Here is a 25,617-nt window from a genome sequence, read left to right as displayed (position 1 = left end):
CCCCGCAACGAGGAGTGCACATGACGGCGGAACCGCCCTACCTCAGGGCCCCCGGCCCGAGGGCGCCCCTCAAGGACCGCGCGTGCGAACCGGTGGCGCCGGCGCTGAGCGGACTGACCCTCGACGAACTGCGCGACCTGCGCCGCAGTGCCACTCAGGAGGAGGCGGACCTCTCCTACCTGCGCCGTCTCCTCCAGGGGCGCATCGACATCCTCCGCGCGGAGCTGGCCCGCCGCACCGGCACCCGGGCCAACCTGCTGGACCAGCTCCCCGAGATCCTGGCCGACGTCCCCTCCCGCGTGCGCACCTCCGCCCGCCATGTCACCCTGAGCACCCCCCGCGGGGAGGAGCACCGCAGGCTGGCCGAGGAGATGCTCGCCGAGGTGGAGCTGTCCGATCTCGACGCCCGTACGGACGACGAGCTGCGGCAGGCGATGGGCCGCCTGGCCGGACACGAGGAGGAGGTCTCCGAGCGCAGGCAGCGGCTCCAGCGCACGGCCGACGGATGCAGTGCCGAAATCGCCCGCAGGTACCGTGAAGGAGAAGCACGAGTCGACGACCTGCTCTCCGGAGGGTGATCCCGGCTCCGGGGCGGGGCCGCGCCGCATCCACCAACCCCCGGAGGGCCCGTAGATGAACGCCAACACCGCCGCGCACCCCGTGCTCGCCGAGGTCGTCCGTTCCGGCTTCGTGGAGGGACGCCACTGCGGTTCCGTGGTGGCGCTGGCGGCGGACGGCTCGGTGGAGCTGGCGCTGGGGGAGCCGGACGCGCCGATCTTCCCCCGCTCCAGCACCAAGCCGATGCAGGCGGCCGCGGTGCTGCGCCTCGGGCTCGACCTCGACGGGGAGCTCCTGGCGCTGGCCTCCTCCAGCCACTCGGGGGAAACGTTCCACCGTGACGGGGTCCGCGCCATCCTGGCCTCCGCGGGACTGGACGAGAGCGCGTTGCAGACCCCGCACTCGTTCCCCCTCGACGAGGTGGAGACGGAGCTGCATCTGAGGGCCGGGGGCGAGCGCGAGCCGATACTCATGGACTGCTCGGGCAAGCACGCCGCCATGCTCGCCGTGTGCGTGGCCAACGGCTGGCCCACCAGGACGTATCTGGAGATCGACCACCCGGTGCAGCAGGAGATCCTGCGGGTGGTGCGCGAGTTCACCGGCGACCCCGTCGACCACATCGGCACGGACGGCTGCGGAGCGCCGCTGATGGCGGTGAGCCTGACCGGCCTGGCCCGTGCCTTCCGCGCGTTCGTCCTCGCCGAGCCGGGCACCCCCGAGCGGCGGGTGGCCGACGCGATGCGCGCCCACCCCTCGTTCGTCGCCGGGACCCGGCGCATAGACACCTGGCTGATGGAGGAGGTGCCCGGGTCGATGGCCAAGATGGGCGCCGAGGCGGTCCAGGCGGTGGCGCTGGAGGACGGCAGGGCGCTGGCGTTCAAGGTCGACGACGGCGCCAAGCGGGCCATCGGCCCCGTGCTGGCGCAGGCCCTGCGCCGTATGGGTGTCGAGGCCGCGGTACTGGACAAGATTGGGGACTCGCCGCTGTGCGGGGGCGGCAGACGGGTCGGAGAGGTCCGCGCGGCCTTCTGAGCCGGACCGCCGGTCAGCGGTCGGCGCTCCGCCGTCACTGGTCGGCCGTCACTGGTCGGCCGTCACCGGTCGGCCGTCACCGGGCCGCCGGTCCATCGGTCGGGAAGGGGCGCGGGCGGCGGCGGAAACTCGGATGCGCCCGCTTCGAGCCGCGTTCTAGCCTGCTCGGATGACCGAACGCGGGGACGCCCTCGACGTCCGCTACATCACCGACAGCGACATACCCGAGTGGTCGAAGGCGCTCGACACCGGTTTCCTGCGCCCCTACAACGAGGGCGCCGCCGACATCCGGCGCCTGCGGGTGATCCCGGCCCGTACCCAGGGGGCGTTCGACGGGGCGCGCTGCGTGGGAACGTTCCGCAGCTTTCCCAGCGAGGTGACCGTGCCCGGCGGTGGGACCGTGGCCGCCTCCGCGATCTCCAACGTCGCCGTGACCGCCACCCACCGCCGCCGCGGCCTGCTGACGCGGATGATGGCCGAGGAACTGCGGGCCAGTGCCGAGCGCGAGGAGCCGGTGTCCGTGCTCATCGCCGCCGAGTACGGGATCTACGGCCGCTACGGCTTCGGCCAGGCCACGACGTCCGTCGACTACGAGGTCGATCTGGCCCGAGCCGCCCTCGGCCCTTGCGCGCCCCCGTCCGAGGGCCGCCTGGACCTCGTGGACGCTGCCGAGATGCTGAAGTACGGCCCCGAACTGTACGACCGCTTCCGGCTCACCTGCCCGGGGGCGATGCCGCGCAACGAGCGCTGGTGGCAGATGGCGGCCGGCCATCTGCGGATGCCGGGCGAGCCCTGGACCGAGCCCTTCAGGGTGCTGTACCGCGATGCCTCCGGCCAGGTCGACGGCCTGCTCGCCTACACCGTGGACGACCGCTGGGAGTCCAAGGTGCCCAGGGACAAGCTGAATGTCGTCGAGCTGATCGCGGCCACCCCGGCCGCCGAGGCGGAGCTGTGGCGCTACGCCATGTCGGTCGACTGGGTGTGGACCGTCTCCGCCGGACACCGCCCCCCGGACGACATCCTGCCCCTGCTCCTCGGCGACCCCCGTGCGGTCACGCGGACCACGTACGCGGACTACATGTGGCTGCGGCCGCTGGACGTTCCCGCCATTTTGGCGGCCCGTGCCTACTCGGCCGCCGACGCGCTGGTCCTCGAGGTCCACGACCGCGACGGCTACGCGGCGGGACGCTTCCTCCTCGACGGGTCTCCGGTCGGCGCGACCTGCGAGCGGACCACCCGTTCCGCCGACCTGACGCTGGACGCGACCGCCCTGGGCTCGCTGTACCTGGGCGAGGAGACGGCAACGAGGCTGGCGGTGGTGGGCCGGGTCGAGGAGTCCACCGCGAACGCCGCGGGCCGGGTCGACGCGATGTTCCGCACCGGCCGGCGCCCGTGGTGCCCCGACATATTCTGAGGCTTCAGAAGATCATGAGCAGGACGACGGCGATGGCGATGCACTGGTAGAGCTCGTTCTTGGCCTTGAGGTAGGCGAGGAACAGCAGGGCGAGGGTGGCGCCGCCGACCCCGAACCGGAACTGCATGACTTGCTCGAAGGTGAACGCGAGGACGGGCATTGTGATCCCCCATTTCCCTCCACGCAGGGCACTGCTCGAGGCAGGCGAGGACATCGGGGTGCCCTCCGCCGCACACCTGTGAACTCGGGGAGGGACACCACTCCGAGATAGTCAACTCTCAATCAAGTGAGGCAAGTTGACCGACTGTTCTCAATCATGTTGTCCCCTTGAATGGCAGATCGATAAACTTGAGCCAGGCATATTGCTCTATGTAGTGGGAAGTTGACCGACGGCGAGGTAGTGGTCTCAAAGACTGCCGGATTGCCCAACTTGAGCTGGTGGTCCGCCCACTTCCGCCCGAGTGGCCGGGAAAGTTGGGTCAGGCAAGGTCTCGGGCAAGTCCAGCAGTTGTACGGTTGGCGCCATGGACAGCGAGCAGTCTTCGGTGGAGACCCGGCGTCCGCCGTTCCAGCGCGTGGCCGAGGAGCTGCGCCAGGAGATCCTGCAAGGGACTCTCGCGGTCGGCGACCAACTGCCCACGCAGGAAATGCTGAAGGAGCGCTTCCATGTCTCGCGCTCCACGGTTCAGCGGGCGATCCAGGAACTGCAGGACGAGGGCTACCTCGACTCGCAGCGCGGCAGGGCCGCGGTCGTCGCCAACCGGCACCCCCCGTCGGAGGATCTGCACCAGCCCCAGGCAGCCGTCGTCTCCCTCGTGCAGCACCTCGAATCGGCTTTCGCCGCCGAGCATGTGCGGATCGACGCCTTCTGCCTGACGACGCAGACCCTGCACGGGGCGTTCGAGAGGCCGCTGCGGCGCATCTACGCGGGGGAACTGCGGCCGAAGTCCATCACCTTGCGGGTCCTGCTGCCGAGTCCGGGGGCCCATCTCGCCCTGCCGCAACGGCTTTCGGACCCCGACGACGCCAAACCGCTGAAGCGGCTCAACCGGTTGATCAACAACAATGCCTACCTGCTGCGCAATAAGCTGCTGGCCCTGGGGGAGTCGCAGATGGTCGCGCACGCCCCCGAGGTCTCGGTCGAGATCCGTTCGGTCCCGATCACCCCTGTCCAGAAGCTGTACGTGCTCAATGAGAACGATGTGCTGGTGGGCTTCTACCGAGTGGTGGAGCGCTCGATCCCGGAGAACCCCGAGTGGGGGCCGGTCTACGACGTGCTGGGGCTGGGCTCGACCCTGTTCTGGCATGCGAAGAACCCCGACGACGACAACGACCCCAGTGGCATCTTTGTCCGAGAGTCCCAGGCGTGGTTCACCTCGCTCTGGTCAACAATCGCCGAGGAACTGAAACTTTCTGAGTGACACCGACTGATTCCGACTGGTCCGAGCGGCCCGACTTCGCGGTGCTGCATCCGCTGCTCAAGGGGGCGGAGTGCGTGCTGTTCGATTTCGACGGTCCGCTGTGCCGTCTGTTCGCCAACCACCCCGCACCCAAGGTCGGTGCCCGGCTCAAGGCCCTGGTGCGGGCGCGCGGGCATGAGCTCTGCCCACCGGACGCGACCGACGACCCGCACGAGGTGCTGCGTGCCCTGGCCGCTCCGGGATCCGGTGCGCGTCCGGCGCTGGTGGCCGAGATCAACGCCGCGCTGACGGCGGAGGAGATCACCGCCGCCCGCTCCGCCGGCGCCACCCCCCATGCCGAGGGACTGGTGCGCGACCTCGTCGGGATGGGGGTGCGGATCGCCATCACGACCAACAACGCTCCGGCGGCCGCGCGGGAGTATCTCAACTCCAGTGGACTCGCCGGACTTTTTGGGCCATACGTGTTCGGTCGCGAGGCCGAACGGGTCGAAGAGATGAAGCCCAGCCCCGACTGCCTTGACCGGGCGATGAGGGCTCTCGATATGCTGCCCGATGCCTGTCTGATGCTCGGTGACTCGCCATCGGACGTGAACGCCGCCAAGAGCGCGAACGTACGGTTCATCGGGTACGCCCGCACTCCCCACAAGGCCACAGTGCTGCGTGCCGCCGACGCCGATGTCGTCGTGAGCTCATTGGGCTACCTGCGGGAAGCGCTGTACACGACACCCCGGTGATCAGCGGCTTCGACCAGGACTCCACCCGGGTCGGCCACGGTGCGCAACGGCCCGCACCACGCAGCACTTCCACTTGGTCAGGTCACTCGATGCCAGCTCCCCCTACGGGCGTACCCGGCGACGCCTCCCGTCCGGAACCCGACCCCCCCTGGGACGAACTCCTGGCCTGGGCCGTGCGCGACGTCGAACCACTGGTGGGCCATCACAATCGCAACTACCTCGTGCGCGCACGGCCGCGGGACAGCGAACAGGTGAAGCTGCGCGTTCCGATCCGCGACGCCCTCAAGGTGGTCCTGCGCGTATGGCCGAGCGAGGCCGACGTCCTCGGCGCGCTCGAACGCCGGGTGCCCCGCATCCCCCGCTGCCTGGCCGACCGCGGTGACTTCACCGTTCACACCTACGCTCCCGGCGAGCCCCTGGCCAGGCTGTGCGCGGCGGGCAAGCCGGTGGACGAGCGGTACGTGTCGCAGATCCTCGAACTGTTCGGCACGCTGGCCGCGCTGGACACCGCCGCTCTGCCCCCCCTGCCCGAGGACTGGCCGAAGGACGGGGACTCCACGGGCTTTCTGCTGCGGCTGCTGCGGTTCGCCGAGGAGGAGGTGCACCGCCCCAACCGTCAGGAGTTCGGGGCGCTGTTCGACGGCCTCGGTGTCCGCGAGACTGCCCTGCTTGCCTTCGGGGAGAGGCTCGGCGGCCTTGTGTCCCGCCCCTTCGTGCTCCTGCACACGGATGTGCACCGGCACAATCTCATCGTCAGGCCCGACGGGAGCCTGTTCGTCCTGGACTGGGAACTGGCCATGCTCGGCGACCCCGTGCACGACCTGGCGACCCATCTGTGCCGGATGAGCTATCCGCGGCCGGGGCAGTGGGACGAGGTGGTGCACCGCTGGCAGCGGGCGGTCGGCGAGGTCTCACCCGACCTGGTCGAGGGGATGGAGCGCGACCTCGACCGCTACGTCGACTTCGAGCGGGCCCAGTCGGTCTACCCGGACATCATGCGTGCCGCCCGCGGCCTCGGTCCCTGGGCGGAACCGGAGGCGCTGCGGCGGGCGGCCCGAGCCGTCCACGGAGCACTCGTGCGGGCCGAGGGGCCGCTGTCCCTGGAGCGAATTCCGGTGCTGCCCCGGATCGAGGACCTTCTGCGGGACTGGCACCGGTCGCGGTCGGCCCCGCTCAGCTCGCCTCCAGCGCCATCCAGCGTTCTGGCCTCGCCAGTGGGGTGAAGCCCACCTTCTCGTAGACCCCGTGGGCATCCGCTGTCGCCAGGAGGACGCGGCGCAGGCCCAGCGGGGCCAGGTGGTCGCGGACGGTTTCCACCAGGCGAACGCCGACGCCCCGGCCGCGCGCCTCGCGGGCGACGTAGACGTCGCACAGCAAGGCGAAGACGGCGTGGTCGGTGACGACGCGGGCGTAAGCGATCTGCTCGCCTTCGCCGTCGCAGGAGTAGACGCCGAAGTTGAGGGAGTTGCGGATGCTCTGCTCGACCTTCTCCAGCGGGCGGCCCAGAGCCCAATAGGCGTCCGTGGAGAGCCACGTGTGGATGCGGGGTATGTCGAGCCTGGCCGGGTCGGTCGAGATGTCCATGGCGCACGATAAAGGGCCGCGGTGATCCACTGTCCAGTGGTTTTCGATTCGGGCGCGGTCGCACGCGGTTACCGGCTCCACCGCCCTCCGGGCACCGGAAGGCGCCCTCCGGCGTCCGCTAGTCCTTGACCAGGCCCGCCCGGCGCAGGGCGTCGGCGAGGGCGCCGCCTCCGCCCGAGCCGGTGTTGGAGTTCGAGCCGCGCGGCCTCGGCGTGCGGTTCCCGCCGCTGCCGCTGCCCCCGCCGCCGTTCCCGCCGCCCCTTCCACGCTCGCCCCGCTGCTCGCCCCGGCCTCCGCGCTCGCCCCGGCCGCCACGGCCTCCGCGGTCCGGCCGGTCCCCGCGCCCGGTCTCCTCGTCAAGGCGCAGCGTCAGCGAGATGCGCTTGCGCGGCACATCCACGTCCAGCACCTTCACCCGCACGATGTCGCCCGGTTTGACCACGTCACGCGGGTCCTTGACGAATGTCTTCGCCATGGCGGAGACGTGCACCAGGCCGTCCTGGTGGACGCCGACGTCCACGAACGCGCCGAACGCGGCCACATTCGTCACCACGCCCTCCAGGAGCATGCCCGGCTCCAGGTCGCCGATCTTGTCGACGCCCTCCTTGAACTCGGCGGTCCTGAACGCCGGACGCGGGTCGCGACCCGGCTTCTCCAGCTCCTTGAGGATGTCGGTCACGGTCGGCAGACCGAAGGTGGTGTCCACGAAGTCCGTGGGCTTCAGCGACTTCAGCACCCGGTCGTTGCCGATCAGCTCCTTGAGCCCGCCACCGGTCGTCAGGAGGATCCGCCGCACCACCGGGTACGCCTCCGGGTGCACGCTGGAGGCGTCGAGCGGGTCGTCGCCGTCCGGGATGCGCAGGAAGCCCGCGCACTGCTCGAACGCCTTGGCGCCCAGGCGCGGCACCTCCTTGAGCGCCTTGCGGGAGCGGAACGGGCCGTTGGTGTCACGGTGCCGCACGATGTTCTCCGCCAGTCCCGCGCCGATGCCGGACACCCGGGTCAGCAGGGGAGCGGAGGCGGTGTTGACGTCCACGCCGACGCCGTTCACGCAGTCCTCGACCACGGCGTCCAGCGAACGGGACAGCTTCAGCTCGGACAGATCGTGCTGGTACTGCCCGACACCGATCGACTTGGGGTCGATCTTCACCAGCTCCGCGAGCGGGTCCTGGAGACGGCGGGCGATGGAGACCGCGCCGCGCAGCGACACGTCCAGCTCGGGCAGTTCCTGCGAGGCGAACGCGGAGGCGGAGTACACCGAGGCGCCCGCCTCGGAGACGACGGCCTTGGTGAGCTTCAGCTGCGGGTGCGCCTTGATCAGGTCGGCGGCCAGCTTGTCGGTCTCCCGGGACGCGGTGCCGTTGCCGATGGCGATCAGGTCCACACGGTGCTCGCGGGCGAGGCGTTCGAGGACGGCGATCGACTCGTCCCAGCGCCGCTGCGGGACGTGCGGGTAGACGGTCTCGGTGGCGACGACCTTGCCGGTGTCGTCCACCACGGCCACCTTCACGCCGGTGCGGAAGCCCGGGTCGAGGCCCATCGTGGCGCGGGTTCCGGCGGGGGCGGCGAGCAGGAGGTCGCGCAGGTTCGCCGCGAAGACGCGCACGGCCTCGTCCTCGGCCTCCTGCCGCAGCCGCGTCCGCAGGTCCAGGCCGAGCCGGACCAGGACGCGGGTGCGCCAGGCCCAGCGGACCGTGTCGCCGAGCCAGCGGTCTGCGGGCCGCCCGTGGTCGGCGACGCCGAAGCGCGAGGCGATCCGGATCTCGTAGCCGGTGGCGGCCTCGTCCTCGTCCGACTCCGTCGGCTCCAGGGTGAGGTCGAGGACCTCCTCCTTCTCCCCGCGGAACATCGCGAGGATGCGGTGCGAGGGGAGCTTGGTGAACGGCTCCGCGAAGTCGAAGTAGTCCGCGAACTTCGCGCCCGCCTCCTCCTTGCCCTCACGCACCTTGGCCACGAGCCGTCCGCGCTCCCACATGCGCTCACGCAGCTCACCGACGAGGTCGGCGTCCTCCGCGAACCGCTCCACGAGGATCGCCCTCGCTCCTTCGAGCGCGGCGGCTGCGTCGGCGACGCCCTTGTCCTCGTCCACGAAGGAGGCGGCGGCCGCCTGGGGATCGTTCGACGGATCGGTGAGGAGCCGGTCCGCCAGCGGCTCCAGCCCGGCCTCGCGGGCGATCTGCGCCTTGGTGCGGCGCTTGGGCTTGAACGGCAGGTAGATGTCCTCCAGCCGCGCCTTGGAGTCGGCGGCGAGGATCTGCGCCTCGAGCGCCTCGTCGAGCTTGCCCTGCGCGCGGATCGAGTCGAGCACGGCGGTGCGCCGCTCCTCCAACTCGCGCAGGTAGCGCAGCCGTTCCTCGAGGGTGCGCAGCTGCGTGTCGTCGAGGGTGCCGGTCGCCTCCTTGCGGTAGCGGGCGATGAACGGGACCGTGGCCCCGCCGTCGAGCAGGTCGACGGCCGCCGTCACCTGCCCTTCGCGCACGCCGAGTTCCTCGGCGATCCTGCGGTGGATGGCCGTGGTGGCCGCCGTTGCCGTCGTCACGATGCTGTTCCGCCTTCTCCCTGAGCTTGTGGTGCATTGTGCAGGGGTGCGCCCCCGATTGTCTCGCCGGTGGGGGAGGCGGCGGTCGGGCAACACGCCCGCGACCGCTTCAGGCCAGCGGCTTCTCGGTGAACTCGCGGATCGCTCGGGCGAGGGCGACGGGCTGGTCCTCCGGCAGGAAGGTCCCGCTGTCCGCGATCTCCACGAGCCGGGCGTTCGGGAGCAGATCCGCCAGCCGCCGGCCGTGCGCGAGCGGCATGCAGCGGTCCTCGCCCGCCCACACCACGAGGGCCGGCCGGTCGAAGGTGCGCAGGCCCTCGGCCGCCTCCAGCATGTCGCCGGGGCGTACGGACCTGAGGTATCTGGTCAGGTCGCGGCGGATGTCCGGGTCGCCGATGAGCGGCTGGAACCACCGGTCGGTGACCTCGTGAGGGATGGGCCGCTTCGTCATGCGCCCCAGCGTCGCCGGGGTGCGGCGCAGCGGCCGAAGGCGCAGCGAGGCGGCGACCGCGGCGATGCCGCCGGGGATCTTGGAGGCGAGGTGGATGGCCCTGCCGGGCAGGCCGGGTGGGAAGTTCTCGAAGGCCTCGCAGGAAGTGACCACCAGGCGGGCGACGCGGTCGCGGGCGAGGGGTGCGGCGAACTGGAAGAGCCCGGAGTCGCTGCCGACGAGGGTGACGTCCCGCAGGTCCAGGCGCTCCAGGAACTCGGCCTGCAGACGGCCGATGCCCCGCGAGGACAGATCGGCGTCCGGCCGCATGGGAACGCGGTGGCTGCCCAGGGGAAGCGTCGGGACGACGACGCGGTGGTCCGGGCTCAGCTCGGGAACGACCTTGCGCCAGTAGGAGCCGTCCATCGCGAGCCCGTGGAGGAGGACCACGACCGGGCCGTCGCCTCCCGTGTCCTCGTACTCGAGGACTCCGGCGCTCAGTTCCGTGGTGGGCATCGAGCTCTCCTCCCCGTGCGTCCTGCCGTATTCGTCGTGCCGTGTTCACCGCCTGCTCGGTGGTGACGGATCGTATTGGACAGATCGCTCCAGCGCTGGGCTGGGAGGAGCGGTCCCAGGGGAGGCAGTGATGGCAGGAGCGACGCCGGCGCGGTCGGCACCAGGCAGCGGATCATGGATGCCGCGGGCGGAGCCCTTCCGCCGCCGGGGCTTCACCGGCACCGGGATGAAGCAGGTCGTGGCCGAGGCGCAGGCTCCGTTCGGCTCGCTGTACCCCTTCTTCCCCGGCGGCAAGGAACAGCTCGGCGGGGAGGTCGTCCGCTGGTCCGGGGCCAGGTATCTGGAGCTGGTGACCGCGGTCATCGACGCGGCGTCGGACGCGGTCGCGGGGATCGAGGACTGTTTCGCGGGCGCGGCGCGGGTCCTGGCGGAGACGCACCACACCGACGCCTGCCCGATCGGGACGGTCGCCCTGGAGGTGGCGGGTACGAACGAGCCGCTGCGGCCGGCCACGGCGCAGGTGTTCGAGACGTGGATCGCGGCGCCGGCCGAGCGGTACGCCGCCGCGGGCATCCCGTAGGAGGGGGCCCGGAGCTTGAGCATTTCCACGATCGCCCTGCTGGAGGGTGCGCTCATGCTGGCCCGGGCGGCCAGGAAGGAGGCCGGAGCCCATGCCTGCCGCGGGCGCCTGCGCCGCGAACGCGGTGCGTGCCGCCCTCGGACAGTGGGCAGGCGGACAGCGGGCAGGCGGACAGTGGGCCGGCGGACAGCGGGGCCGGCGTCGGCGCATGGATGCCCCGGCGCAGACCGCCAGGCGGTCCTCGATGGTCCGGCTCGGCTTTCCGGGTGGCCTGGTGCGGGGCTCTGAGCTGCGGCTTCGCTTGGGCCATCCGTGTCCGGCGGGGCGTCAGGAGTTCCCTGACGCGCTACGTCATCTGGCTGAAACAGCACCGTTGCAAGCGGTTCGCTTGCAATAGTTAGCACGAGCGTGCAGTATCGAGGACATGGCCTCACTCAACGTCGGCTCCCTCGGCGAGTACATCCGCGAGCAGCGCCGCAGCGCGCAGTACTCGCTGCGCCAGCTCGCCGACGCGGCGGGGGTGTCCAACCCCTACCTGAGCCAGATCGAGCGCGGGCTGCGCAAGCCCTCCGCGGAGATCCTCCAGCAGATCGCGAAGGCACTGCGGATCTCGGCGGAGAGCCTGTACGTGCAGGCCGGCATACTCGACGAGCGCGACCGCGACGCGCTCGAGGTGCACAGCGCCATCCTGACGGACCCCACGATCAACGAGCGGCAGAAGCAGGTGCTGCTCCAGATCTATGAGTCGTTCCGCAAGGAGAACGGCTTCGCGGAGGGTGTCCCGGACAACCCAGCCGAGGCGGTGGCGGGCGAAACCGCCGCCGTGCCGCCCGCGCGCGAGCGCGCTGCGAAGAAGACCGTCAAGAAGACCGCGACGAAGACCGCGCGCAAGCCCTCGATCGAGGGCGACGGCGTCGCACCGGTCAAGCGCGCGGCCAAGAAGACCGCGAAGAAGGTCGCCGAGAAGGTGGCCGGGCGGGCCGTGCGCTCGCCCCGCAGGTCCACCGAAGCGACCAGGGCGACCAGGGCGGAAGGGACCGCCGGCGGCGACGAGGCCGCCGCGGCCTCCACCGCCTGACCCGCACGCCTGACCCGCACGCCTGAGCCAACCGCCGAAATCCCCCAAATCCCCCCACCCGAGAACCCTCACCCAAGACGTCACGGAGGACCCCCGTCATGGCCATCGCCGATGACCTGCGCAAGACCCTCACCGACCCCACCCCGCTCTACGCCGTCGCCGGCACCATCGACCTGAGCGTCGAGAAGGCCCGCGAGGTACCCGTGCTCATCGAGAAGCTGCGCGCGGAGGCGCCCGAGCGGTTCGCGGCGGTGCGCGCCGGTGCCGACCCCAAGGTCGTCTCGGAGAAGGTCTCCGAGCGCGCCCGGGAAGCCCAGGTCAAGTTCAACGAGATCGTGTCGTCCGTCGACGTCAAGCAGCTGCGTGACTCCGCTCAGGACTTCGCCCTCCAGCAGGTCGGCCGCGCCGCCGAGGCCGCGGTCAAGGCCCGCGAGGCCTACGACGAGCTGGCCGAGCGCGGCCGTGTCGTCGTGAACAACCTGCGGGGCGACGCCGCCGAGCAGGTCGAGGACGTCGCCGTCGCCATCGAGCCGGACCCGCAGACCAAGAAGAACGGCTCCGCTTCCGCGGCCGGGTCCGAGCCCGCCGCCAAGAAGGCCCCGGCACGCAAGCCGGCCACCAAGAAGACCGCCCCGGCCAAGTCCGCCGAGTAATCGGGCGGCCGGGCGACCGGAGCACCGCAACGGCACAGAACGGCCGATGCGGCAGAACGGCCGATGCGACAGAACGGTCGAAGCTGGACCGGGCACCTCACGGGTGCCCGGTCCGTTGCACGGGTACGGTGAGTCCAGCCGTGCCCGGCCGTTCGTGGAGGAGCGATGAATGTGATGATGGCCGCCGGCCAGCTGCAGCTGGTCCCCCGCTTCGAGGACGGGCTGGTCATTCTCGGCTTCGCACTCTTCGTCTTCAAACTGTTCGCGTTCGTCGACGCGGCCTTCCGCCGCAAGGACGCCTTCACCGCGGCGGGCAAGCAGACCAAGCCGTTCTGGCTGATCATCCTCGGCCTGTTCACCTTCACCGACTGGTTCTTCGGCTTCGACATCCGCAGCTTCCTGCCGATCATCGGCCTGATCGCCGCGATCGTGTACGTCGTCGACGTCCGTCCGGCGGTCAAGCAGATCACGGGTGGACGCAAGAGGGGCAACGGCGACCACATGGGCCCGTACGGCCCCTGGTAAGGGCTTGTCGAGCGGCCGTTCCGCCGGACTGTTCCCGTGGTCCGTTGCCCCGGTCTGTTGCCCCGGTCCGTTCAGCTCGTCGTTCAGCCGCGGTCGAGCAGCACCATCGCGACGTCGTCGGTGAGCACGCCCTCGTTGAGCCGCTCGACCTCGACCAGCGCCGCGTCCAGCAGATGCTGCCCGCTCAGCCCCTCGCGGAGCAGGCGGCCGATGACGTCGACCATGCCGTCCTGTCCGAGGCGCGCCGATCCCTCGCCGACCCGGCCCTCGATCAGGCCGTCCGTGTAGAGCATCAGGCTCCACGCGTCGCCGAGCTCCACCCTGCGCCGGGGCCAGTGCCCGCCGGGCAGAAGGCCCAGCGCCGGACCGCCCTCCTCGTACGGCAGCAGCTCGGGCGCTGAGCCCGCCCGGCTCACCAGCGGAACGGGGTGGCCGGCCAGATAGAGATCGGCGCTGCGCGCGTCCGGGGCGATGTCCACGGCGCACAGCGTCGCGAAGATCTCGTCGTCCGGGCGCTCGGCCTCGAGGACCTGTTGCAACGTTGTCAGGAGTTCCTCGCCGCCGATACCGGCGAAGGTCAGTGCCCGCCAGGCGATACGCAGCTCCACGCCGAGCGCCGCCTCGTCCGGGCCGTGACCGCAGACATCGCCGATCATCGCGTGCACGGTGCCGTCGGGGGAGCGGACGGTGTCGTAGAAGTCCCCGCCGAGCAGCGAGCGGCTGCGGCCCGGGCGGTAGCGGGCGGCGAAGCTCAGTCCCGCGCCGCCGAGCAGGGGGTTGGGCAGCAGTCCGCGTTCGAGGCGGGCGTTCTCGCGGGCTCTGAGCCGGGACTCGGCGAGCTGCCGCTGGGAGATGTCGGCCCTTTTGCGCTCCACCGCGTAGCGGATGGCCCGGGTCAGCCAGCTGCCGCCCAGCTCACCCTTGACGAGGTAGTCCTGCGCCCCGATCCGCACCGCTTCGGCGCCGCGCCCCGTGTCCGCCTCGCCGGTGATGCCGAGGACCGCCGTGCGCGGGGCGAGCCGCAGCACCTCGTGGAGCGTCTCGAGCTCCTGGCGTCCGGGCAGGTCCAGATCGAGCATGATGCAGTTCACGTCGTCGGTGAGGAGCCGGCCCACCTCGGTGAGGTTGCGGGCCCGGCGTATTCGCACCCGGGTGCCCGCGGCCGCCAGCGCCTGCTCGACGGTGAACGCGTCCTGCGGATCGTCGCCGACAACGAGGAGCGTCAGGCAGTCCTGCGGGAACTGCGCGGGCACGGACGCCGGTTCCTCCTGGCGCTGCCTGGGCACGGCTGGGAGCGGGCTCCCGAGGCCAGGGGTCCGCAGCCGTTCGATCTCCCGTTCAGGGCTGGTCATCGTCGAAAAATCCTTCGCTCCCCTGAGGGCATTGCCGCAGACCCTAGCCGCCCGCCGGGGCGGGAGAGGGTCGCATGGCGTAATGCCGCCCATGGCATATGCGGTGGTCGGAGCGCCATTTGGCGATCGGACAGGACCATCGGCGGCATGACGAACATCACGCCGGTCGCGAGGACATCACCCAACAGGAAGTCGGCGCCGTGGTGGACACCGCGAGCGCCCCGGCGGTGGACACCGCGAGCGCCCCAGCGGTGGACACCGCGAACTCCTCACCCCTCACGCGTCCGGGCGGACAACGCCCAGGATCGGCATGGAGCCCGCGCCCGCCACGGTGATCGAGCGGCCGGGCCGGGGGGCGTGGATGACCGCTCCACCGCCGATGTAGAGGGCGACGTGGCCGGCGTCGTGGAAGTAGACGATCAGATCGCCCGGTCGCATACCGGTGACCGGCACACGCGGCAGCGCGGCCCACTGCGCCTGGGACGTGCGCGGGATCGGCCGCCCGGCCGCCGCCCACGCCTGCGAGGTCAGCCCCGAGCAGTCGAACGCGTCCGGTCCCTGCGCCCCCCACCGGTACGGCTTGCCGAGCTGCGCCTTGGCGAACGCCACCGCCCGCCCGGCCGCGTCCGACACCGGGCCGTGGGTACCGACGCCCGGGGTCTTCTTGAGCCAGGTCACCTGGGAGCGGTGCGCGGCCTCGTCCTCGAGCCGCTGGAGACGGTCCCGCTCGTGCGTCTCCAGGCGGGAGAGCAGCGTCTCGGCCCGGGCCAGCCGCGTCATGATCCTCTTCCTCGCGGCGGCCTTGGCGCGCCGCGACCGCTGGAGCCCGCTCAGCCGGTCGGTGGCGGATTTGGCGTAGGCGTCGAGTTCGCGGTTCGCCCGCCGGAAACGGGAGAGGGCGCTCGCCGCGGCATGGGCGCCCTTTTGGACCAGCGGCTCACGCTCGAGGTACTCGTCGGGGCCGGCGGAGAGCATCAGTTCCAGCTCGGCGGACATCCCCGAGCCGCGGTACTGCGCGCGGGCGAACGAGCCGATCTCGGTCCTGAGCGTGGTGACGCGCTTTTGCGCGGCGACGATCGCGCGGGCGAGGGTGACGATGTCCTTCTGCCGGCGGACGATCTCCTGCTGGGCGCCGTTGTAGGCGTCGGTGGCGCGCTCGGCGTCACGGTAGAGGGAGTCCACCCGCGCGCGGAGCTGTTCGAGGGTGAGGGGCCGCTCCGGCGCGGGAGCCGCCTCGGCCGTGCCGCCGAGCGCGAAGGTGAGCGAGAGCGCCAGCGCCGCGGCCGCACGGCCCGCCGCGGATCCGGGTGTCCTCCCCATGGCACGGCCCCCCATGATCTGATGGTCCGTCACTCAGTGGGCGGATGGTGCCACGGCCCGCGTCAAACCGGAAGCGAGAGGGCCCCGTCCCTCGGGGCGAGCGCGCTCCACGCCACGGTGACCTCGCCCTGCCGCCAGCGCGCCGGGCCGTCCACCACCGGCCATGCCCCGGCCAGCGAGCGCACCGCCTGCACCCACCGCTGGCGGGCGCCGAACGCCCCGAACGGCGCCGCCGCGGCCCACGCCCGGTCGAAGTCGAGCAGGAAGGCGTGCACAGGCTCCCCGGGCGCATTGCGGTGGATCAGCGCCTTGGGCAGCCGCTCGGCGAGGTCGGAGGGTGCCGCCAGTGAGCCCAGCCGTGCGGCGAAGGTCACGGTGCGCGGCCCCTCCGGCCCGAGCGCGACCCACACATGCCGCCGCCCTATCTCGTCACAGGTCCCCTCGACGAGCAGGCCCTCGGGTGCCAGCCGCGAGCACAGCGCCGCCCACACGGCGGCGACCTCGCCCTCGTCGTACTGGCGCAGCACATTGGCCGCCCTGATCAGGACGGGCCGCCGACCCGCGCCCAGCGGCACCTCGAAGCCGCCCCGCCGGAACGACAGTCCGGGCCGCGCGAAGCGTCCGGCCGCGGCCACCCTGGCCGGCTCGATCTCGATGCCGACCACCTCGGTGTCGGGGCGGACCCTCCTGAGCCGGTCCAGCAGTTCCACGGCGGTCCAGGGCGCCGCGCCGTATCCGAGGTCGACGGCGACCGGGTCCACCGCATGCCGAAGGGGCGCGGCGTGGCACGCGGCCACCCAGCGATCCATGCGGCGCAACCGGTTGGGATTGGTGGTCCCCCGCGTCACCGTCCCCACCGGCTTGTCCATGCGCAGAAGCGTAAGGCGCTCGGGTCGTCCCTTATGCCACGAGGTGACCCGAGGCGGCCCTTGTGCGGCCTCCTGTCGCGATCCGATGGTAACGATTGGGTAACGAGGAAATGTGTGCGGCCTCCAGCCTGTTCAGCTTCGGTGGACATCCCCGTCCGCATGCGGGGGCAAAGGTGGGCAGGCAAGCACATCAGCTGTCGGGCAGCGTGGCTCGGGGCGCAACACGGGAGGTCGCTCGAGGTGAGCCAGCACGTTGCTCGGCTGGGCAGGCGCGCGGGCGTACGCCCCGCCAGGGCCCTGCGTCGCCGTTTCTCCGGCTACTCGCGCAGACCCCGCAGGGTCGCCATGCTCAGCGTCCACACCTCGCCGCTGCACCAGCCCGGCACGGGCGACGCGGGCGGAATGAACGTCTACATCGTGGAGCTGTCCAAGCGGCTCGCCGAGCTCGGCGTCGAGGTGGAGATCTTCACCCGTGCCACGACCGGGGCGCTGCCGCCGACCGTTGACCTCGCCCCCGGTGTGCTCGTGCGGCACGTCGACGCCGGCCCCTACGAGGGACTGGCCAAGGAGGAGCTGCCCGCGCAACTGTGCGCGTTCACCCACGGCGTTCTGCAGGCCGAGGCCTCCCACCGGCCCGGCTACTACGACCTCGTGCACTCCCACTACTGGCTCTCCGGGCAGGTCGGCTGGCTCTCCGCCGAGCGCTGGGGGGTGCCGCTGGTGCACACCATGCACACCATGGCGAAGGTCAAGAACGCCGCCCTGGCCGAGGGGGACACCCCTGAGCCCGCCGCGCGGATCATCGGCGAGACCCAGGTCGTGGACGCCGCCCAGCGGCTCATCGCCAACACCGCCGAGGAGGCGGACGAACTCGCCCTCCACTACGACGCCCCCGCGGACCGCATCGAGGTCGTCCACCCCGGCGTCAACCTCGACCTCTTCCGCCGTGCGGACGGCCGTGCGGCCGCCCGCCGCAGGCTGGGACTGCCGCAGGACGCGGTCATCCCGCTGTTCGCGGGCCGGATACAGCCGCTGAAGGCCCCCGACGTCCTGCTGCGTGCGGTCGCCGTCCTGCTCGAACAGGACCCGGGCCTGCGCGACCGGCTCGTCGTCCCGGTCGTCGGCGGTCCCAGCGGAACGGGACTGGCCAAGCCGGAGCATCTGCACAAGCTCGCCGCCCGCCTCGGCATCGCCGACGTCGTCCGCTTCCAGCCCCCGGTCGGCCAGCGCGAGCTCGCCGACTGGTACCGCGCGGCCACCACCTTGGTCACCCCCTCCTACAGCGAGTCCTTCGGCCTCGTGGCCATCGAGGCGCAGGCCTGCGGGACCCCGGTGGTCGCGGCCGCGGTCGGCGGACTGCCGGTGGCGGTGCGCGACGGGGTCACCGGATTCCTGGTCGATGGGCACGACCCCGCCGACTACGCGAGGGTGCTGCGCCGCTTCGTGGACCGGCCGCGGCTGCGCCGCTCCCTCGGGGAGGCGGCGGCACGGCACGCGGAGGCGTTCGGCTGGGGCGCGTCGGCCTCGGCGATGGCCGATGTGTACGCCGACGTGACCGCCCCGGGACGCCGACCCGTCCACGTCTGACTACCATCGCCCCATGGGTGACACGGAGGAGCGCGAGCGCGTCGCACAGCTTGTCGAGGACACGCTGAAGGACGCGGAGCTCGCCTGGGAGCGGCCCGACCCGTACTCGTTCGTGGTGACTCTCCCCGGCACCCGCAAGCTCTCCACGACCTGCTCGCTCGTCGTGGGCGGGCACACCCTCTCCCTCAACGCCTTCGTGGTGCGCCGTCCCGACGAGAACCACGAGGCCGTCTACCGCTGGCTTCTGGAGCGCAACACCCGGCTGTACGGGGTGAGTTACGCGATCGACCGGCTCGGCGACGTCTTCCTCGTGGGCAAGCTCGCCCTGGCCGCCGTCACCGCCGAGGAACTGGACCGGCTGCTCGGCACGGTGCTGGAGAACGCGGACGGCAGCTTCAACACCCTGCTGGAGCTGGGGTTCGCCACCTCCATCCGCAAGGAGTGGGACTGGAGGGTCAAGCGCGGCGAGAGCCTGCGGAACCTGGAGGCGTTCGCGCATCTGGCGGACCCCTCCCGCCGCCCGTCCGGCGAATGACCCCCGGCGCCGGTTCCTGCCGGAAGGCTCGGCGGGAACGCTGCGCCGCCCCAGGGCCCGGCCAGTCCTAGGCCGCCGCCTCCGGCGCCGGGCAGGGCTCGGGGCCCGGAGCTTCGCGGCCGCCGCGCTCGCGCGGGTGCGCAGCAGGGTCCAGTAGCCGAGCGCGGCCACCGTGCCCACGACCGCGCTCGCGCTCCACAGCGTGGCGCCGCCGAAGCGGTCGAGCACCAGGCCGCCGCCCATCGACCCGGCGAACGCGGTCGGCCCGAAGCCGTAGCCGCACAGCAGTGCGGAGAGCGCGAGCAGCTTGGCGGGGCTGCGGCCGGTGATGATCCGGGTGACCGGGATCTGGAGCAGGACGATCAGCCGACCAGGGTGCTGGTCCGCAGCCACCAGGGCTGGCGGGGCAGGCCCGGGACGGTCTCGCGGACGGCACGTCCGAGGCCGGATACGGCAGGACTTGAAGGCATGCTGAGGCTCCCCCGTGGACCCCGTGGCGCACATGGTGGCGTAAGTGGTGAATGGCGGTAGTGGGCATTACTGTCGGAGGGGGACCTGCACCACCGGGTTTTGAGCGGGTCGCATAAGCTCGGGCCATGGCCGACGCTGCTTACAAGCTGATCCTCCTCCGCCACGGCGAGAGCGAGTGGAACGCGAAGAACCTGTTCACCGGTTGGGTCGACGTCAACCTCAATGAGAAGGGGGAGAAGGAAGCCGTCCGCGGCGGCGAACTGCTTCGCGACGCCGGGCTCCTCCCGGACGTCGTCCACACCTCCCTCCAGCGCCGGGCGATCCGCACCGCCCAGCTCGCCCTCAACGAGGCCGACCGCCACTGGATCCCGGTACGGCGCTCCTGGCGCCTCAACGAGCGCCACTACGGAGCGCTCCAGGGCAAGGACAAGGCCCAGACGCTCAAGGAGTTCGGCGAGGAGCAGTTCATGCTCTGGCGCCGCTCCTACGACGTCCCGCCGCCGCCCATCGACGACGACAGCGAGTTCTCGCAGGCCAACGACGCCCGCTACGCCTCGATCCCGCCGGAGCTGCGCCCGCGCACGGAGTGCCTGCGCGACGTCGTCCACCGCATGCTGCCGTACTGGTACGACGGCATCGTCCCCGACCTGCTGGTGGGCCGCACCGTGCTGGTCGCCGCCCACGGCAACAGCCTGCGGGCCCTGGTCAAGCACCTCGACGGCATCTCCGACGCCGACATCGCCGGCCTGAACATCCCGACGGGCATCCCGCTGTACTACGAGCTCGACAGCGACTTCCACCCCGTCGAGAAGGGCGGCAAATACCTCGACCCCGACGCCGCCGCCGCGGCCATCGAGGCCGTCAAGAACCAGGGCAAGAAGAAGTAGCCTTTGTGATCATGACCCTCACCTGCGCGTTCGGCGCAGATGAGGGCCGTCGCCGTTCATGGGCCGACTGGACGGCGCTCGGGACGCAGCGAGAAGGGCCCCGCTCCGTGGAGTGGGGCCCTTCGTGCGTGGAGTGTGATGGGTCCGGTAGTCGTCCGTGCTCGTTCGGTCTGTTCGGAGGATCAGCCGCAGCAGCCGCCGCACTGGCAGGAGCCACCCGACTGGCACCCGCAGCCGCAGCCTGCCCCGCATCCGCACGCTCCCAGAATCGGCAGCGGGGTGGAGACGAGCCGCGTCGGCTGATCTGTCGAAGGCTGGTCACGCGATCCAGGAACAGTGGGGGAGTCGGTCATCGAATGCCCTCCAATGCGGTGCGGTCGACGCTGCCACCCTCCAGGGAACACCCATCCCCCGTAGGCGCATCAACGGCGCATTGGAGCGCAAATCGACACTCGCGCTCCCCGGTGCACCGTTTCCCGGAGCGCTGCTCAGGCCGTGGTCGTCAGCTCGTCCGCGTGCTCACCCGTCACCAGGTACACCACGCGCTTGGCCACCGACACCGCGTGGTCCGCGAAGCGCTCGTAGTAGCGGCCGCACAGCGTCACGTCCACGGCCGTCTCGATGCCGTGGCTCCACCGGTCGTCCAGCAGGTGCTGGAAGAGGGTGCGGTGCAGCAGGTCCATCTCGTCGTCGTCCTGCTCCAGCTGCATCGCGGCGTCCACGTCCTTGGTCGTGATCACCTGGCCCGCCTTGGCGACGAGCCGCTGCGCGAGCTGCCCCATCTCCAGGATGGTGGGATGCAGGTCGGAGGGGACGGCCGAGTTCGGGTACCGCAGCCGGGCCACCTTGGCCACGTGCCGGGCCAGGTCGCCGCACCGCTCGAGGTCGGAGCTCATCCGCAGCGAGGTCACCACGATCCGCAGGTCGGTGGCCACGGGCTGCTGGCGGGCGAGCAGCGCGATCGCCCGCTGCTCCAGGTCGCGCTGAAGGTCGTCGACCTTCTCGTCCGCGGCGATCACACTCTCCGCGATCTTCAGGTCGGCGTCCAGGAGCGCGGTCGTGGCGCGGCCGATCGCGGACCCGACGAGCCGGGCCATCTCGACCAGACCGTCACCGATCGAGTCCAGCTCCTCGTGGTATGCGTCGCGCATTGTCTTCCTTTCCTCGTGCCTGGGTCACGTTCGACACGCCTTTCAGCCCCGAGTCTGCCCCTTCGATGGCCGTGTGTCGCCGCGTGTCCTCAACGCTGCGTTGCCCGTTTGTCCCAGCAGGGCTCCACGAGTGAACCACCACCGACACCAGGGTGAACTCTTGGCAACGAGTGTTCGAGTGCCCATACGGACGACTACGGAGCACCCCCTCCCCCCGCCTACGCTGGAGAACATGGACGTCAACGCGGCAGTCGCCGCAGCCAGCGCGATTGCCGGTCTGGTGACCGGCCTCGTCGCCGCGCTCGCCATCAGGTGGAGCGAGCGCGAGCAAGCCGGCCTCACGCGGACGTCCCTGCACACCGAGGCCGTACTGCCGCCCGGCGTGGACACCGTCCTGTCGGTGCTGCGCTCCTCGGCCGTGGTCCTCGACGAGGGCGACACCGTCGTCAAGGCGAGTTCCGCGGCGTACGCGCTCGGCCTGGTCCGCGGCGGCAAGCTCTCGGTCGACCAGATGCTCCAGATGGCAAGGGACACTCGCCGCGACGGCGAGATACGGCAGGTCGAGCTGGACCTGCCGCGGCGTGGAACGGGACGGGGCGAGGCCCTCGCCGTCTCCGCCCGCGTCGCTCCGCTGGGCTCGCGCCTGGTCCTCCTCCTCGTGGAGGACCTCACCGAGGCCCGCAGGATCGAGGCAGTGCGCAGGGACTTCGTCGCGAATGTGAGCCATGAGCTCAAGACCCCGGTCGGCGCCCTGTCGCTGCTGTCCGAGGCCGTCATGGACGCCAGCGACGACCCGGAGGCCGTCCACCGCTTCGCCGGACGCATGCAGATCGAGGCCACCCGCCTGACCAATCTGGTCCAGGAGCTGATCGACCTCTCCCGGGTCCAGAACGACCACCCCATGGAGGACGCCGAGCCGGTCTCCGTGGACGACCTGGTCGCCGAGGCAGTGGACCGCTGCCGCCACCAGGCGAACACCAAGCAGATCACCATGGCCACCGGCGCCGCCCCCGACCTGCACATCTTCGGCAACCGCGGCCAGCTCGCCGCGGCGCTCGGCAACCTCGTCGAGAACGCCGTCAACTACAGCCCCGCCCGTACCAGGGTCGGTATCGCGGGCCGCCGCATCGCAGCCCCCGGCGGCAACCTCATCGAGATCTCCGTGACCGACCAGGGCATCGGAATCCCCGAGCGCGACCGCGAGCGGATCTTCGAGAGGTTCTACCGTGTGGACCCGGCCCGCTCGCGTGCCACCGGTGGCACCGGGCTGGGCCTGTCCATCGTCAAGCACGTGGCCGCCTCGCACGGGGGAGAGGTGACGGTCTGGAGCGCGGAGGGCCAGGGCTCCACCTTCACCCTCCGCCTCCCCGAAGCTGTGGTCGGACGCGAGGGACGCGCCCACGCGTCCAACGACCCGGCGTACCCCGGTCCGGAATCCGGCGACCTGGCGTACCCCGGACCCGGTGACCCGTACGACGAGACTTCCCGCGCCTGCTCCGGCACGGGTTCCACCCCCGATTCCCCGTCCGCATCCGACTCAGCACCGGACCACAACGGCCGGCAGCGCCAAACCACCCCCGCAACCCCCGCTTCTCCTGCCCCGGAGGTCCTGCCGTGACCCGAGTGCTCGTCGTCGAGGACGAGGAGTCGTTCAGTGACGCGCTTTCGTACATGCTCCGCAAGGAGGGGTTCGAGGTCGCGATCGCTCCCACCGGCCCGGACGCGCTCGACGAGTTCGAGCGAAACGGCGCCGACCTGGTTCTGCTCGACCTCATGCTTCCCGGCCTGCCGGGTACCGAGGTGTGCCGCCAGCTGCGCAACCGCTCCAATGTCCCGGTGATCATGGTCACCGCCAAGGACAGCGAGATCGACAAGGTCGTCGGTCTCGAAATAGGCGCTGACGACTACGTGACGAAGCCCTTCTCCTCGCGGGAGCTGGTCGCCCGCATCCGCGCGGTGCTGCGGCGCCGCGGGGAGCCCGAGGAGATCACACCGGCGGCCCTGGAGGCCGGCCCGGTGCGGATGGACGTGGACCGTCACGTGGTCACCGTCAGCGGTGCCAAGGTCGACCTCCCGCTCAAGGAGTTCGACCTCCTGGAGATGCTGCTGCGCAACGCGGGCCGTGTGCTGACCCGTATGCAGCTCATCGACCGGGTCTGGGGCGCCGACTACGTCGGGGACACCAAGACCCTGGACGTCCACGTCAAGCGGCTGCGCGCCAAGATCGAGCCGGACCCGGGAGCGCCTCGCTACCTGGTGACCGTGCGCGGCCTCGGCTACAAGTTCGAGCCGTAAGCCGCCGACGGACGCGCGCCGGCAGCGAACGGCGAGCATCACCCGAAGCCGCGCATCACCCGAAGCCACGCACTATCCGAAGCCGCGCACTATCCGAAGCCGCGCACTATCCGAAGCCGCGCACTATCCGAAGCCGCGCACTATCCGAAGCCGCGCATCACCTGACACCGCGCATCACCTGGCAAGACGAGGGCGGGGCACCTCCGGACCGGAGGTGCCCCGCCCTCGTCGTGGGCTCTTCGAGCGCTGTGGCCGCTCGGCGCCGTGGCTCAGCCCGAGGCCGACTGCGACGGGTTCGGGCTCGGCGGAGCGCTGGGGGTGGACGAGCCGCTCTCGCCGGAGCCCGGCTCGGCACTCGAGCCAGGCTTGCCCGGCTTCGAGCTCTCCCCGGGGGAGGCCGAGCCGCTGGGCGAGGCCGACTCGCTCGGTGCCCCGGACGCGGCCTGCGGAGAGGGGCCGAACGGCTCGTAGTAGCCCTCGGCCGGAACCACGCTCGCGTCGACCGGGACCTCACCGGTCGAGCTGAAGGTGAACGTCACCTTCTCGAAGCTGCCGAGGTCCTTGCGCGCGCGGGCGGCGGCGCCCGGCAGGGTCGCCGAGGCCTGGTCCTTGCCGCCGAGCAGGACGACCTGGCCGTTGGCGGGAACGGTGATCCCGCCCTTTCCATTGGGGCCCGCGAGCTTGAGCGGCTGGGACTGCCCCTGCACGGTCACCGACTTCAGGGTCTGGGCCCTGCCGCCGTTGTTGACGAGCGCGGCGGAGACGGAGACGGCGTCCGGGCCGCCGTCCGCGGGCACGATCACCACGGCGTTCTGTACCTGGATGCTGCCCACTGAGGCCTCCGGATTGTCCGGGTGGACCTGCAGTGTGGTCGCGTCGTTGCTGGCCGCGCAGGCGGACAGCGGGGCGACGGCCAGGACGAGAGAGGCGGCGAGGACGCCGCGTCGAAGGCTGCGGCTCACGGCGGCGGCTTCTCCTTCGGGGGTGGTTTTTCAGATGTCCAAGGATCTTCCAGCCCGCTTAGGTTACCGATCCGCCCTGCCGCGCCCGCACCGCCCCACCCGTGCGCCGCAGGGGCCGTGCTCGAACTGTCCCCGGGACCGCCCCGAGAAGGCGCCCGGCGTCGAATCCAAGATCGAATTCTGGGCCGTGAACGCGTTCCATGAACACCCGCGGAAAACAGCTCGAGAACCACTCGTCGCCCATTTGCCGTCGATCTTGCTCCGGACGGCTGAACGGAGTGCCCCGATCGGTTCCAAGGTCTGGACAACGCGGACTCTTCGGCTCCTGTTCGCGTCCTCCAAACATGTGTAACGGGCGCGTTTCAAGGCTTCCCCAGAACGGCTCCCACCTGCGCAGACCGTGATCCCGAAGGGGGTATGAGCATGGTCCGGGCGCTCTTGTCAAGCCCCGAGATACGCTCTGACCTGCGGAAACGCCATTCAGAAGACGCCGCAACCGTGTTACCCTGGAAAGCCACGGAAGGGGTACCTGTCACATGACGTTCAAGGTTGGCGACACCGTGGTCTACCCCCATCACGGGGCCGCGCTGATCGAAGCCATCGAAATTCGGCAGATCAAGGGCGTGGACAAGACCTATCTGGTGCTTAAGGTCGCCCAGGGCGACTTGACGGTACGCGTGCCCGCGGACAATGCGGAGTTCGTCGGCGTGCGCGACGTGGTCGGCCAGGAGGGGCTGGACCGGGTCTTCGAGGTGCTTCGCGCGCCTTACACCGAGGAGCCCACGAACTGGTCCCGCCGCTACAAGGCAAATCTCGAGAAGCTCGCCTCCGGTGACGTGATCAAGGTCGCCGAGGTAGTGCGCGACCTGTGGCGCCGCGAGCGTGAGCGCGGTCTGTCGGCCGGTGAGAAGCGGATGCTGGCGAAGGCCCGGCAGATCCTGGTCAGCGAGCTCGCGCTGGCCGAGAACACCAACGAGGACAAGGCCGAGGCCCTCCTCGACGAGGTGCTCGCGTCCTGACGCTCGATGCGGCAGTGCTCGGCTGATGCTCTCCACAGTGCAGCCGGGCACTGTGGCATGTCCGCGTGGTGGCATGTCCGCGTGGCATGCCGTTGACGTGTCCGT

25 protein-coding genes are annotated in these 25,617 nt (G+C 71.0%); 16 read left to right on the top strand and 9 right to left on the bottom strand.

What is annotated here, in order from left to right; all coding sequences use genetic code 11:
- Nucleotides 1–20 precede the first annotated feature (20 nt).
- The 3 genes from IEY86_RS12625 to IEY86_RS12615 all read left to right on the top strand — a co-directional run bounded on the left by IEY86_RS12625 (nt 21) and on the right by IEY86_RS12615 (nt 3,004).
- The gene (locus IEY86_RS12625) at nt 21–578 is read left to right on the top strand and encodes an RsiG family protein (RefSeq protein ID WP_189131700.1); all 558 of its coding nucleotides are present in this window, start codon (nt 21–23) and stop codon (nt 576–578) included.
- 55 nt (nt 579–633) lie between these two features.
- Nucleotides 634–1,590, top strand: coding sequence for an asparaginase (locus IEY86_RS12620; protein WP_189131699.1), 957 nt, complete (start codon nt 634–636; stop codon nt 1,588–1,590).
- A 169-nt stretch (nt 1,591–1,759) separates the two neighbouring features.
- Nucleotides 1,760–3,004 carry a GNAT family N-acetyltransferase gene (locus IEY86_RS12615; protein WP_189131698.1) on the top strand — a complete coding sequence of 415 codons (1,245 nt, stop codon included), beginning with the start codon at nt 1,760–1,762 and terminating at the stop codon, nt 3,002–3,004.
- Nucleotides 3,005–3,008: 4 nt separating this feature from the next.
- Here the strand turns inward: IEY86_RS12615 and IEY86_RS12610 are convergent, their stop codons facing one another.
- Nucleotides 3,009–3,164, bottom strand: coding sequence for a hypothetical protein (locus IEY86_RS12610; protein ID WP_189131697.1), 156 nt, complete (start codon nt 3,162–3,164; stop codon nt 3,009–3,011).
- A 364-nt stretch (nt 3,165–3,528) separates the two neighbouring features.
- Between IEY86_RS12610 and IEY86_RS12605 the strand changes: the two genes are divergently transcribed.
- The 3 genes from IEY86_RS12605 to IEY86_RS12595 all read left to right on the top strand — a co-directional run bounded on the left by IEY86_RS12605 (nt 3,529) and on the right by IEY86_RS12595 (nt 6,382).
- Nucleotides 3,529–4,425: a GntR family transcriptional regulator gene (locus IEY86_RS12605; protein WP_189131696.1), complete on the top strand. Its 897-nt coding sequence runs from the start codon at nt 3,529–3,531 to the stop codon at nt 4,423–4,425.
- Nucleotides 4,422–5,159 (top strand): HAD family hydrolase, encoded by a 738-nt coding sequence (locus tag IEY86_RS12600; protein ID WP_189131695.1) that lies wholly within the window; start codon nt 4,422–4,424, stop codon nt 5,157–5,159. Before IEY86_RS12605 ends, IEY86_RS12600 begins: the two co-directional genes overlap by 4 nt.
- Before the next feature lie 89 nt (nt 5,160–5,248).
- Entirely contained in the window at nt 5,249–6,382 is a 1,134-nt protein-coding gene (locus tag IEY86_RS12595) for an aminoglycoside phosphotransferase family protein (protein ID WP_189131694.1), read from the top strand.
- Here IEY86_RS12595 and IEY86_RS12590 read toward each other — a convergent pair.
- The 3 genes from IEY86_RS12590 to IEY86_RS12580 form a co-directional block, all read right to left on the bottom strand.
- Nucleotides 6,333–6,743, bottom strand: a complete 411-nt coding sequence (locus IEY86_RS12590) for a GNAT family N-acetyltransferase (protein ID WP_189131693.1) — start codon at nt 6,741–6,743, stop codon at nt 6,333–6,335. The two genes, IEY86_RS12595 and IEY86_RS12590, sit on opposite strands and share 50 nt — an antisense overlap.
- Before the next feature lie 118 nt (nt 6,744–6,861).
- Entirely contained in the window at nt 6,862–9,282 is a 2,421-nt protein-coding gene (locus IEY86_RS12585; protein ID WP_229698366.1) for a Tex family protein, read from the bottom strand.
- Nucleotides 9,283–9,391: 109 nt separating this feature from the next.
- Entirely contained in the window at nt 9,392–10,228 is an 837-nt protein-coding gene (locus IEY86_RS12580) for an alpha/beta fold hydrolase (RefSeq protein ID WP_189131692.1), read from the bottom strand.
- A gap of 178 nt (nt 10,229–10,406) precedes the next feature.
- Here IEY86_RS12580 and IEY86_RS36405 point away from each other — a divergent pair, with 178 nt between their 5' ends.
- The 4 genes from IEY86_RS36405 to IEY86_RS12560 all read left to right on the top strand — a co-directional run bounded on the left by IEY86_RS36405 (nt 10,407) and on the right by IEY86_RS12560 (nt 13,064).
- Nucleotides 10,407–10,808 (top strand): TetR/AcrR family transcriptional regulator, encoded by a 402-nt coding sequence (locus IEY86_RS36405; protein ID WP_229698364.1) that lies wholly within the window; start codon nt 10,407–10,409, stop codon nt 10,806–10,808.
- A gap of 424 nt (nt 10,809–11,232) precedes the next feature.
- On the top strand, nt 11,233–11,886 hold the full coding sequence (locus IEY86_RS12570; RefSeq protein WP_189131691.1) for a helix-turn-helix domain-containing protein: 654 nt from the start codon (nt 11,233–11,235) through the stop codon (nt 11,884–11,886).
- Nucleotides 11,887–11,984: 98 nt separating this feature from the next.
- Nucleotides 11,985–12,539 (top strand): hypothetical protein, encoded by a 555-nt coding sequence (locus tag IEY86_RS12565; protein WP_189131690.1) that lies wholly within the window; start codon nt 11,985–11,987, stop codon nt 12,537–12,539.
- Nucleotides 12,540–12,704: 165 nt separating this feature from the next.
- Nucleotides 12,705–13,064, top strand: a complete 360-nt coding sequence (locus tag IEY86_RS12560) for a DUF2516 family protein (RefSeq protein WP_373287005.1) — start codon at nt 12,705–12,707, stop codon at nt 13,062–13,064.
- A gap of 83 nt (nt 13,065–13,147) precedes the next feature.
- On the opposite strand, the gene IEY86_RS12555 is transcribed toward IEY86_RS12560, so the two are convergent.
- From IEY86_RS12555 to IEY86_RS12545, 3 genes are all read right to left on the bottom strand, one after another.
- On the bottom strand, nt 13,148–14,416 hold the full coding sequence (locus IEY86_RS12555; RefSeq protein ID WP_189131689.1) for a PP2C family protein-serine/threonine phosphatase: 1,269 nt from the start codon (nt 14,414–14,416) through the stop codon (nt 13,148–13,150).
- 276 nt (nt 14,417–14,692) lie between these two features.
- The gene (locus IEY86_RS12550) at nt 14,693–15,751 is read right to left on the bottom strand and encodes a C40 family peptidase (RefSeq protein WP_229698363.1); all 1,059 of its coding nucleotides are present in this window, start codon (nt 15,749–15,751) and stop codon (nt 14,693–14,695) included.
- 47 nt (nt 15,752–15,798) lie between these two features.
- Nucleotides 15,799–16,605, bottom strand: coding sequence for a class I SAM-dependent methyltransferase (locus IEY86_RS12545; RefSeq protein WP_189131688.1), 807 nt, complete (start codon nt 16,603–16,605; stop codon nt 15,799–15,801).
- 240 nt (nt 16,606–16,845) lie between these two features.
- Here IEY86_RS12545 and mshA point away from each other — a divergent pair, with 240 nt between their 5' ends.
- From mshA to IEY86_RS12530, 3 genes are all read left to right on the top strand, one after another.
- Nucleotides 16,846–18,192: a D-inositol-3-phosphate glycosyltransferase gene (mshA, locus tag IEY86_RS12540; protein WP_189131687.1), complete on the top strand. Its 1,347-nt coding sequence runs from the start codon at nt 16,846–16,848 to the stop codon at nt 18,190–18,192.
- 13 nt (nt 18,193–18,205) lie between these two features.
- Nucleotides 18,206–18,727 (top strand): type III secretion system chaperone family protein, encoded by a 522-nt coding sequence (locus tag IEY86_RS12535; RefSeq protein ID WP_189131686.1) that lies wholly within the window; start codon nt 18,206–18,208, stop codon nt 18,725–18,727.
- A 596-nt stretch (nt 18,728–19,323) separates the two neighbouring features.
- On the top strand, nt 19,324–20,085 hold the full coding sequence (locus IEY86_RS12530; RefSeq protein ID WP_189131685.1) for a phosphoglyceromutase: 762 nt from the start codon (nt 19,324–19,326) through the stop codon (nt 20,083–20,085).
- A 488-nt stretch (nt 20,086–20,573) separates the two neighbouring features.
- On the opposite strand, the gene phoU is transcribed toward IEY86_RS12530, so the two are convergent.
- Entirely contained in the window at nt 20,574–21,236 is a 663-nt protein-coding gene (gene phoU, locus IEY86_RS12525; protein WP_189131684.1) for a phosphate signaling complex protein PhoU, read from the bottom strand.
- A gap of 232 nt (nt 21,237–21,468) precedes the next feature.
- On the opposite strand from phoU, the gene phoR reads away from it, so the two are divergent.
- Nucleotides 21,469–22,854, top strand: a complete 1,386-nt coding sequence (gene phoR / locus IEY86_RS12520; RefSeq protein WP_189131683.1) for a two-component system sensor histidine kinase PhoR — start codon at nt 21,469–21,471, stop codon at nt 22,852–22,854.
- Complete coding sequence (gene phoP, locus IEY86_RS12515; protein WP_189131682.1) at nt 22,851–23,531, top strand: two-component system response regulator PhoP; 681 nt, start codon at nt 22,851–22,853, stop codon at nt 23,529–23,531. The genes phoR and phoP overlap by 4 nt, the downstream gene beginning before the upstream one ends.
- Nucleotides 23,532–23,800: 269 nt before the next feature.
- Here the strand turns inward: phoP and IEY86_RS12510 are convergent, their stop codons facing one another.
- Nucleotides 23,801–24,493: a DUF461 domain-containing protein gene (locus IEY86_RS12510; protein WP_189131681.1), complete on the bottom strand. Its 693-nt coding sequence runs from the start codon at nt 24,491–24,493 to the stop codon at nt 23,801–23,803.
- 536 nt (nt 24,494–25,029) lie between these two features.
- Here IEY86_RS12510 and IEY86_RS12505 point away from each other — a divergent pair.
- Nucleotides 25,030–25,512: a CarD family transcriptional regulator gene (locus IEY86_RS12505; RefSeq protein WP_033174074.1), complete on the top strand. Its 483-nt coding sequence runs from the start codon at nt 25,030–25,032 to the stop codon at nt 25,510–25,512.
- Nucleotides 25,513–25,617 lie beyond the last annotated feature (105 nt).

Source organism: Wenjunlia tyrosinilytica, from assembly GCF_014646055.1.
In the GTDB taxonomy this organism is placed as follows: domain Bacteria; phylum Actinomycetota; class Actinomycetes; order Streptomycetales; family Streptomycetaceae; genus Wenjunlia; species Wenjunlia tyrosinilytica.
The sequence above is the reverse complement of the archived record's forward strand: the minus strand, read 5'-3'. Positions and strand labels throughout refer to the sequence as shown.

What these genes read in the sequence shown, in the direction of transcription:
- IEY86_RS12530 (WP_189131685.1), top strand. Translation starts at nt 19,324, where the DNA reads ATGGCCGACGCTGCTTACAAGCTGATCCTCCTCCGCCACGGCGAGAGC.
- IEY86_RS12580 (WP_189131692.1), bottom strand. Translation starts at nt 10,228, where the DNA reads ATGCCCACCACGGAACTGAGCGCCGGAGTCCTCGAGTACGAGGACACG.
- phoU (WP_189131684.1), bottom strand. Translation starts at nt 21,236, where the DNA reads ATGCGCGACGCATACCACGAGGAGCTGGACTCGATCGGTGACGGTCTG.
- IEY86_RS12555 (WP_189131689.1), bottom strand. Translation starts at nt 14,416, where the DNA reads ATGACCAGCCCTGAACGGGAGATCGAACGGCTGCGGACCCCTGGCCTC.
- IEY86_RS12605 (WP_189131696.1), top strand. Translation starts at nt 3,529, where the DNA reads ATGGACAGCGAGCAGTCTTCGGTGGAGACCCGGCGTCCGCCGTTCCAG.
- IEY86_RS12565 (WP_189131690.1), top strand. Translation starts at nt 11,985, where the DNA reads ATGGCCATCGCCGATGACCTGCGCAAGACCCTCACCGACCCCACCCCG.
- IEY86_RS12615 (WP_189131698.1), top strand. Translation starts at nt 1,760, where the DNA reads ATGACCGAACGCGGGGACGCCCTCGACGTCCGCTACATCACCGACAGC.
- IEY86_RS12595 (WP_189131694.1), top strand. Translation starts at nt 5,249, where the DNA reads ATGCCAGCTCCCCCTACGGGCGTACCCGGCGACGCCTCCCGTCCGGAA.
- IEY86_RS12505 (WP_033174074.1), top strand. Translation starts at nt 25,030, where the DNA reads ATGACGTTCAAGGTTGGCGACACCGTGGTCTACCCCCATCACGGGGCC.
- IEY86_RS12535 (WP_189131686.1), top strand. Translation starts at nt 18,206, where the DNA reads ATGGGTGACACGGAGGAGCGCGAGCGCGTCGCACAGCTTGTCGAGGAC.
- IEY86_RS12545 (WP_189131688.1), bottom strand. Translation starts at nt 16,605, where the DNA reads ATGGACAAGCCGGTGGGGACGGTGACGCGGGGGACCACCAATCCCAAC.
- IEY86_RS12590 (WP_189131693.1), bottom strand. Translation starts at nt 6,743, where the DNA reads ATGGACATCTCGACCGACCCGGCCAGGCTCGACATACCCCGCATCCAC.
- IEY86_RS12560 (WP_373287005.1), top strand. Translation starts at nt 12,705, where the DNA reads ATGAATGTGATGATGGCCGCCGGCCAGCTGCAGCTGGTCCCCCGCTTC.
- IEY86_RS12550 (WP_229698363.1), bottom strand. Translation starts at nt 15,751, where the DNA reads ATGGGGGGCCGTGCCATGGGGAGGACACCCGGATCCGCGGCGGGCCGT.
- IEY86_RS12610 (WP_189131697.1), bottom strand. Translation starts at nt 3,164, where the DNA reads ATGCCCGTCCTCGCGTTCACCTTCGAGCAAGTCATGCAGTTCCGGTTC.
- IEY86_RS12625 (WP_189131700.1), top strand. Translation starts at nt 21, where the DNA reads ATGACGGCGGAACCGCCCTACCTCAGGGCCCCCGGCCCGAGGGCGCCC.
- phoR (WP_189131683.1), top strand. Translation starts at nt 21,469, where the DNA reads ATGGACGTCAACGCGGCAGTCGCCGCAGCCAGCGCGATTGCCGGTCTG.
- IEY86_RS12570 (WP_189131691.1), top strand. Translation starts at nt 11,233, where the DNA reads ATGGCCTCACTCAACGTCGGCTCCCTCGGCGAGTACATCCGCGAGCAG.
- IEY86_RS12620 (WP_189131699.1), top strand. Translation starts at nt 634, where the DNA reads ATGAACGCCAACACCGCCGCGCACCCCGTGCTCGCCGAGGTCGTCCGT.
- IEY86_RS36405 (WP_229698364.1), top strand. Translation starts at nt 10,407, where the DNA reads ATGCCGCGGGCGGAGCCCTTCCGCCGCCGGGGCTTCACCGGCACCGGG.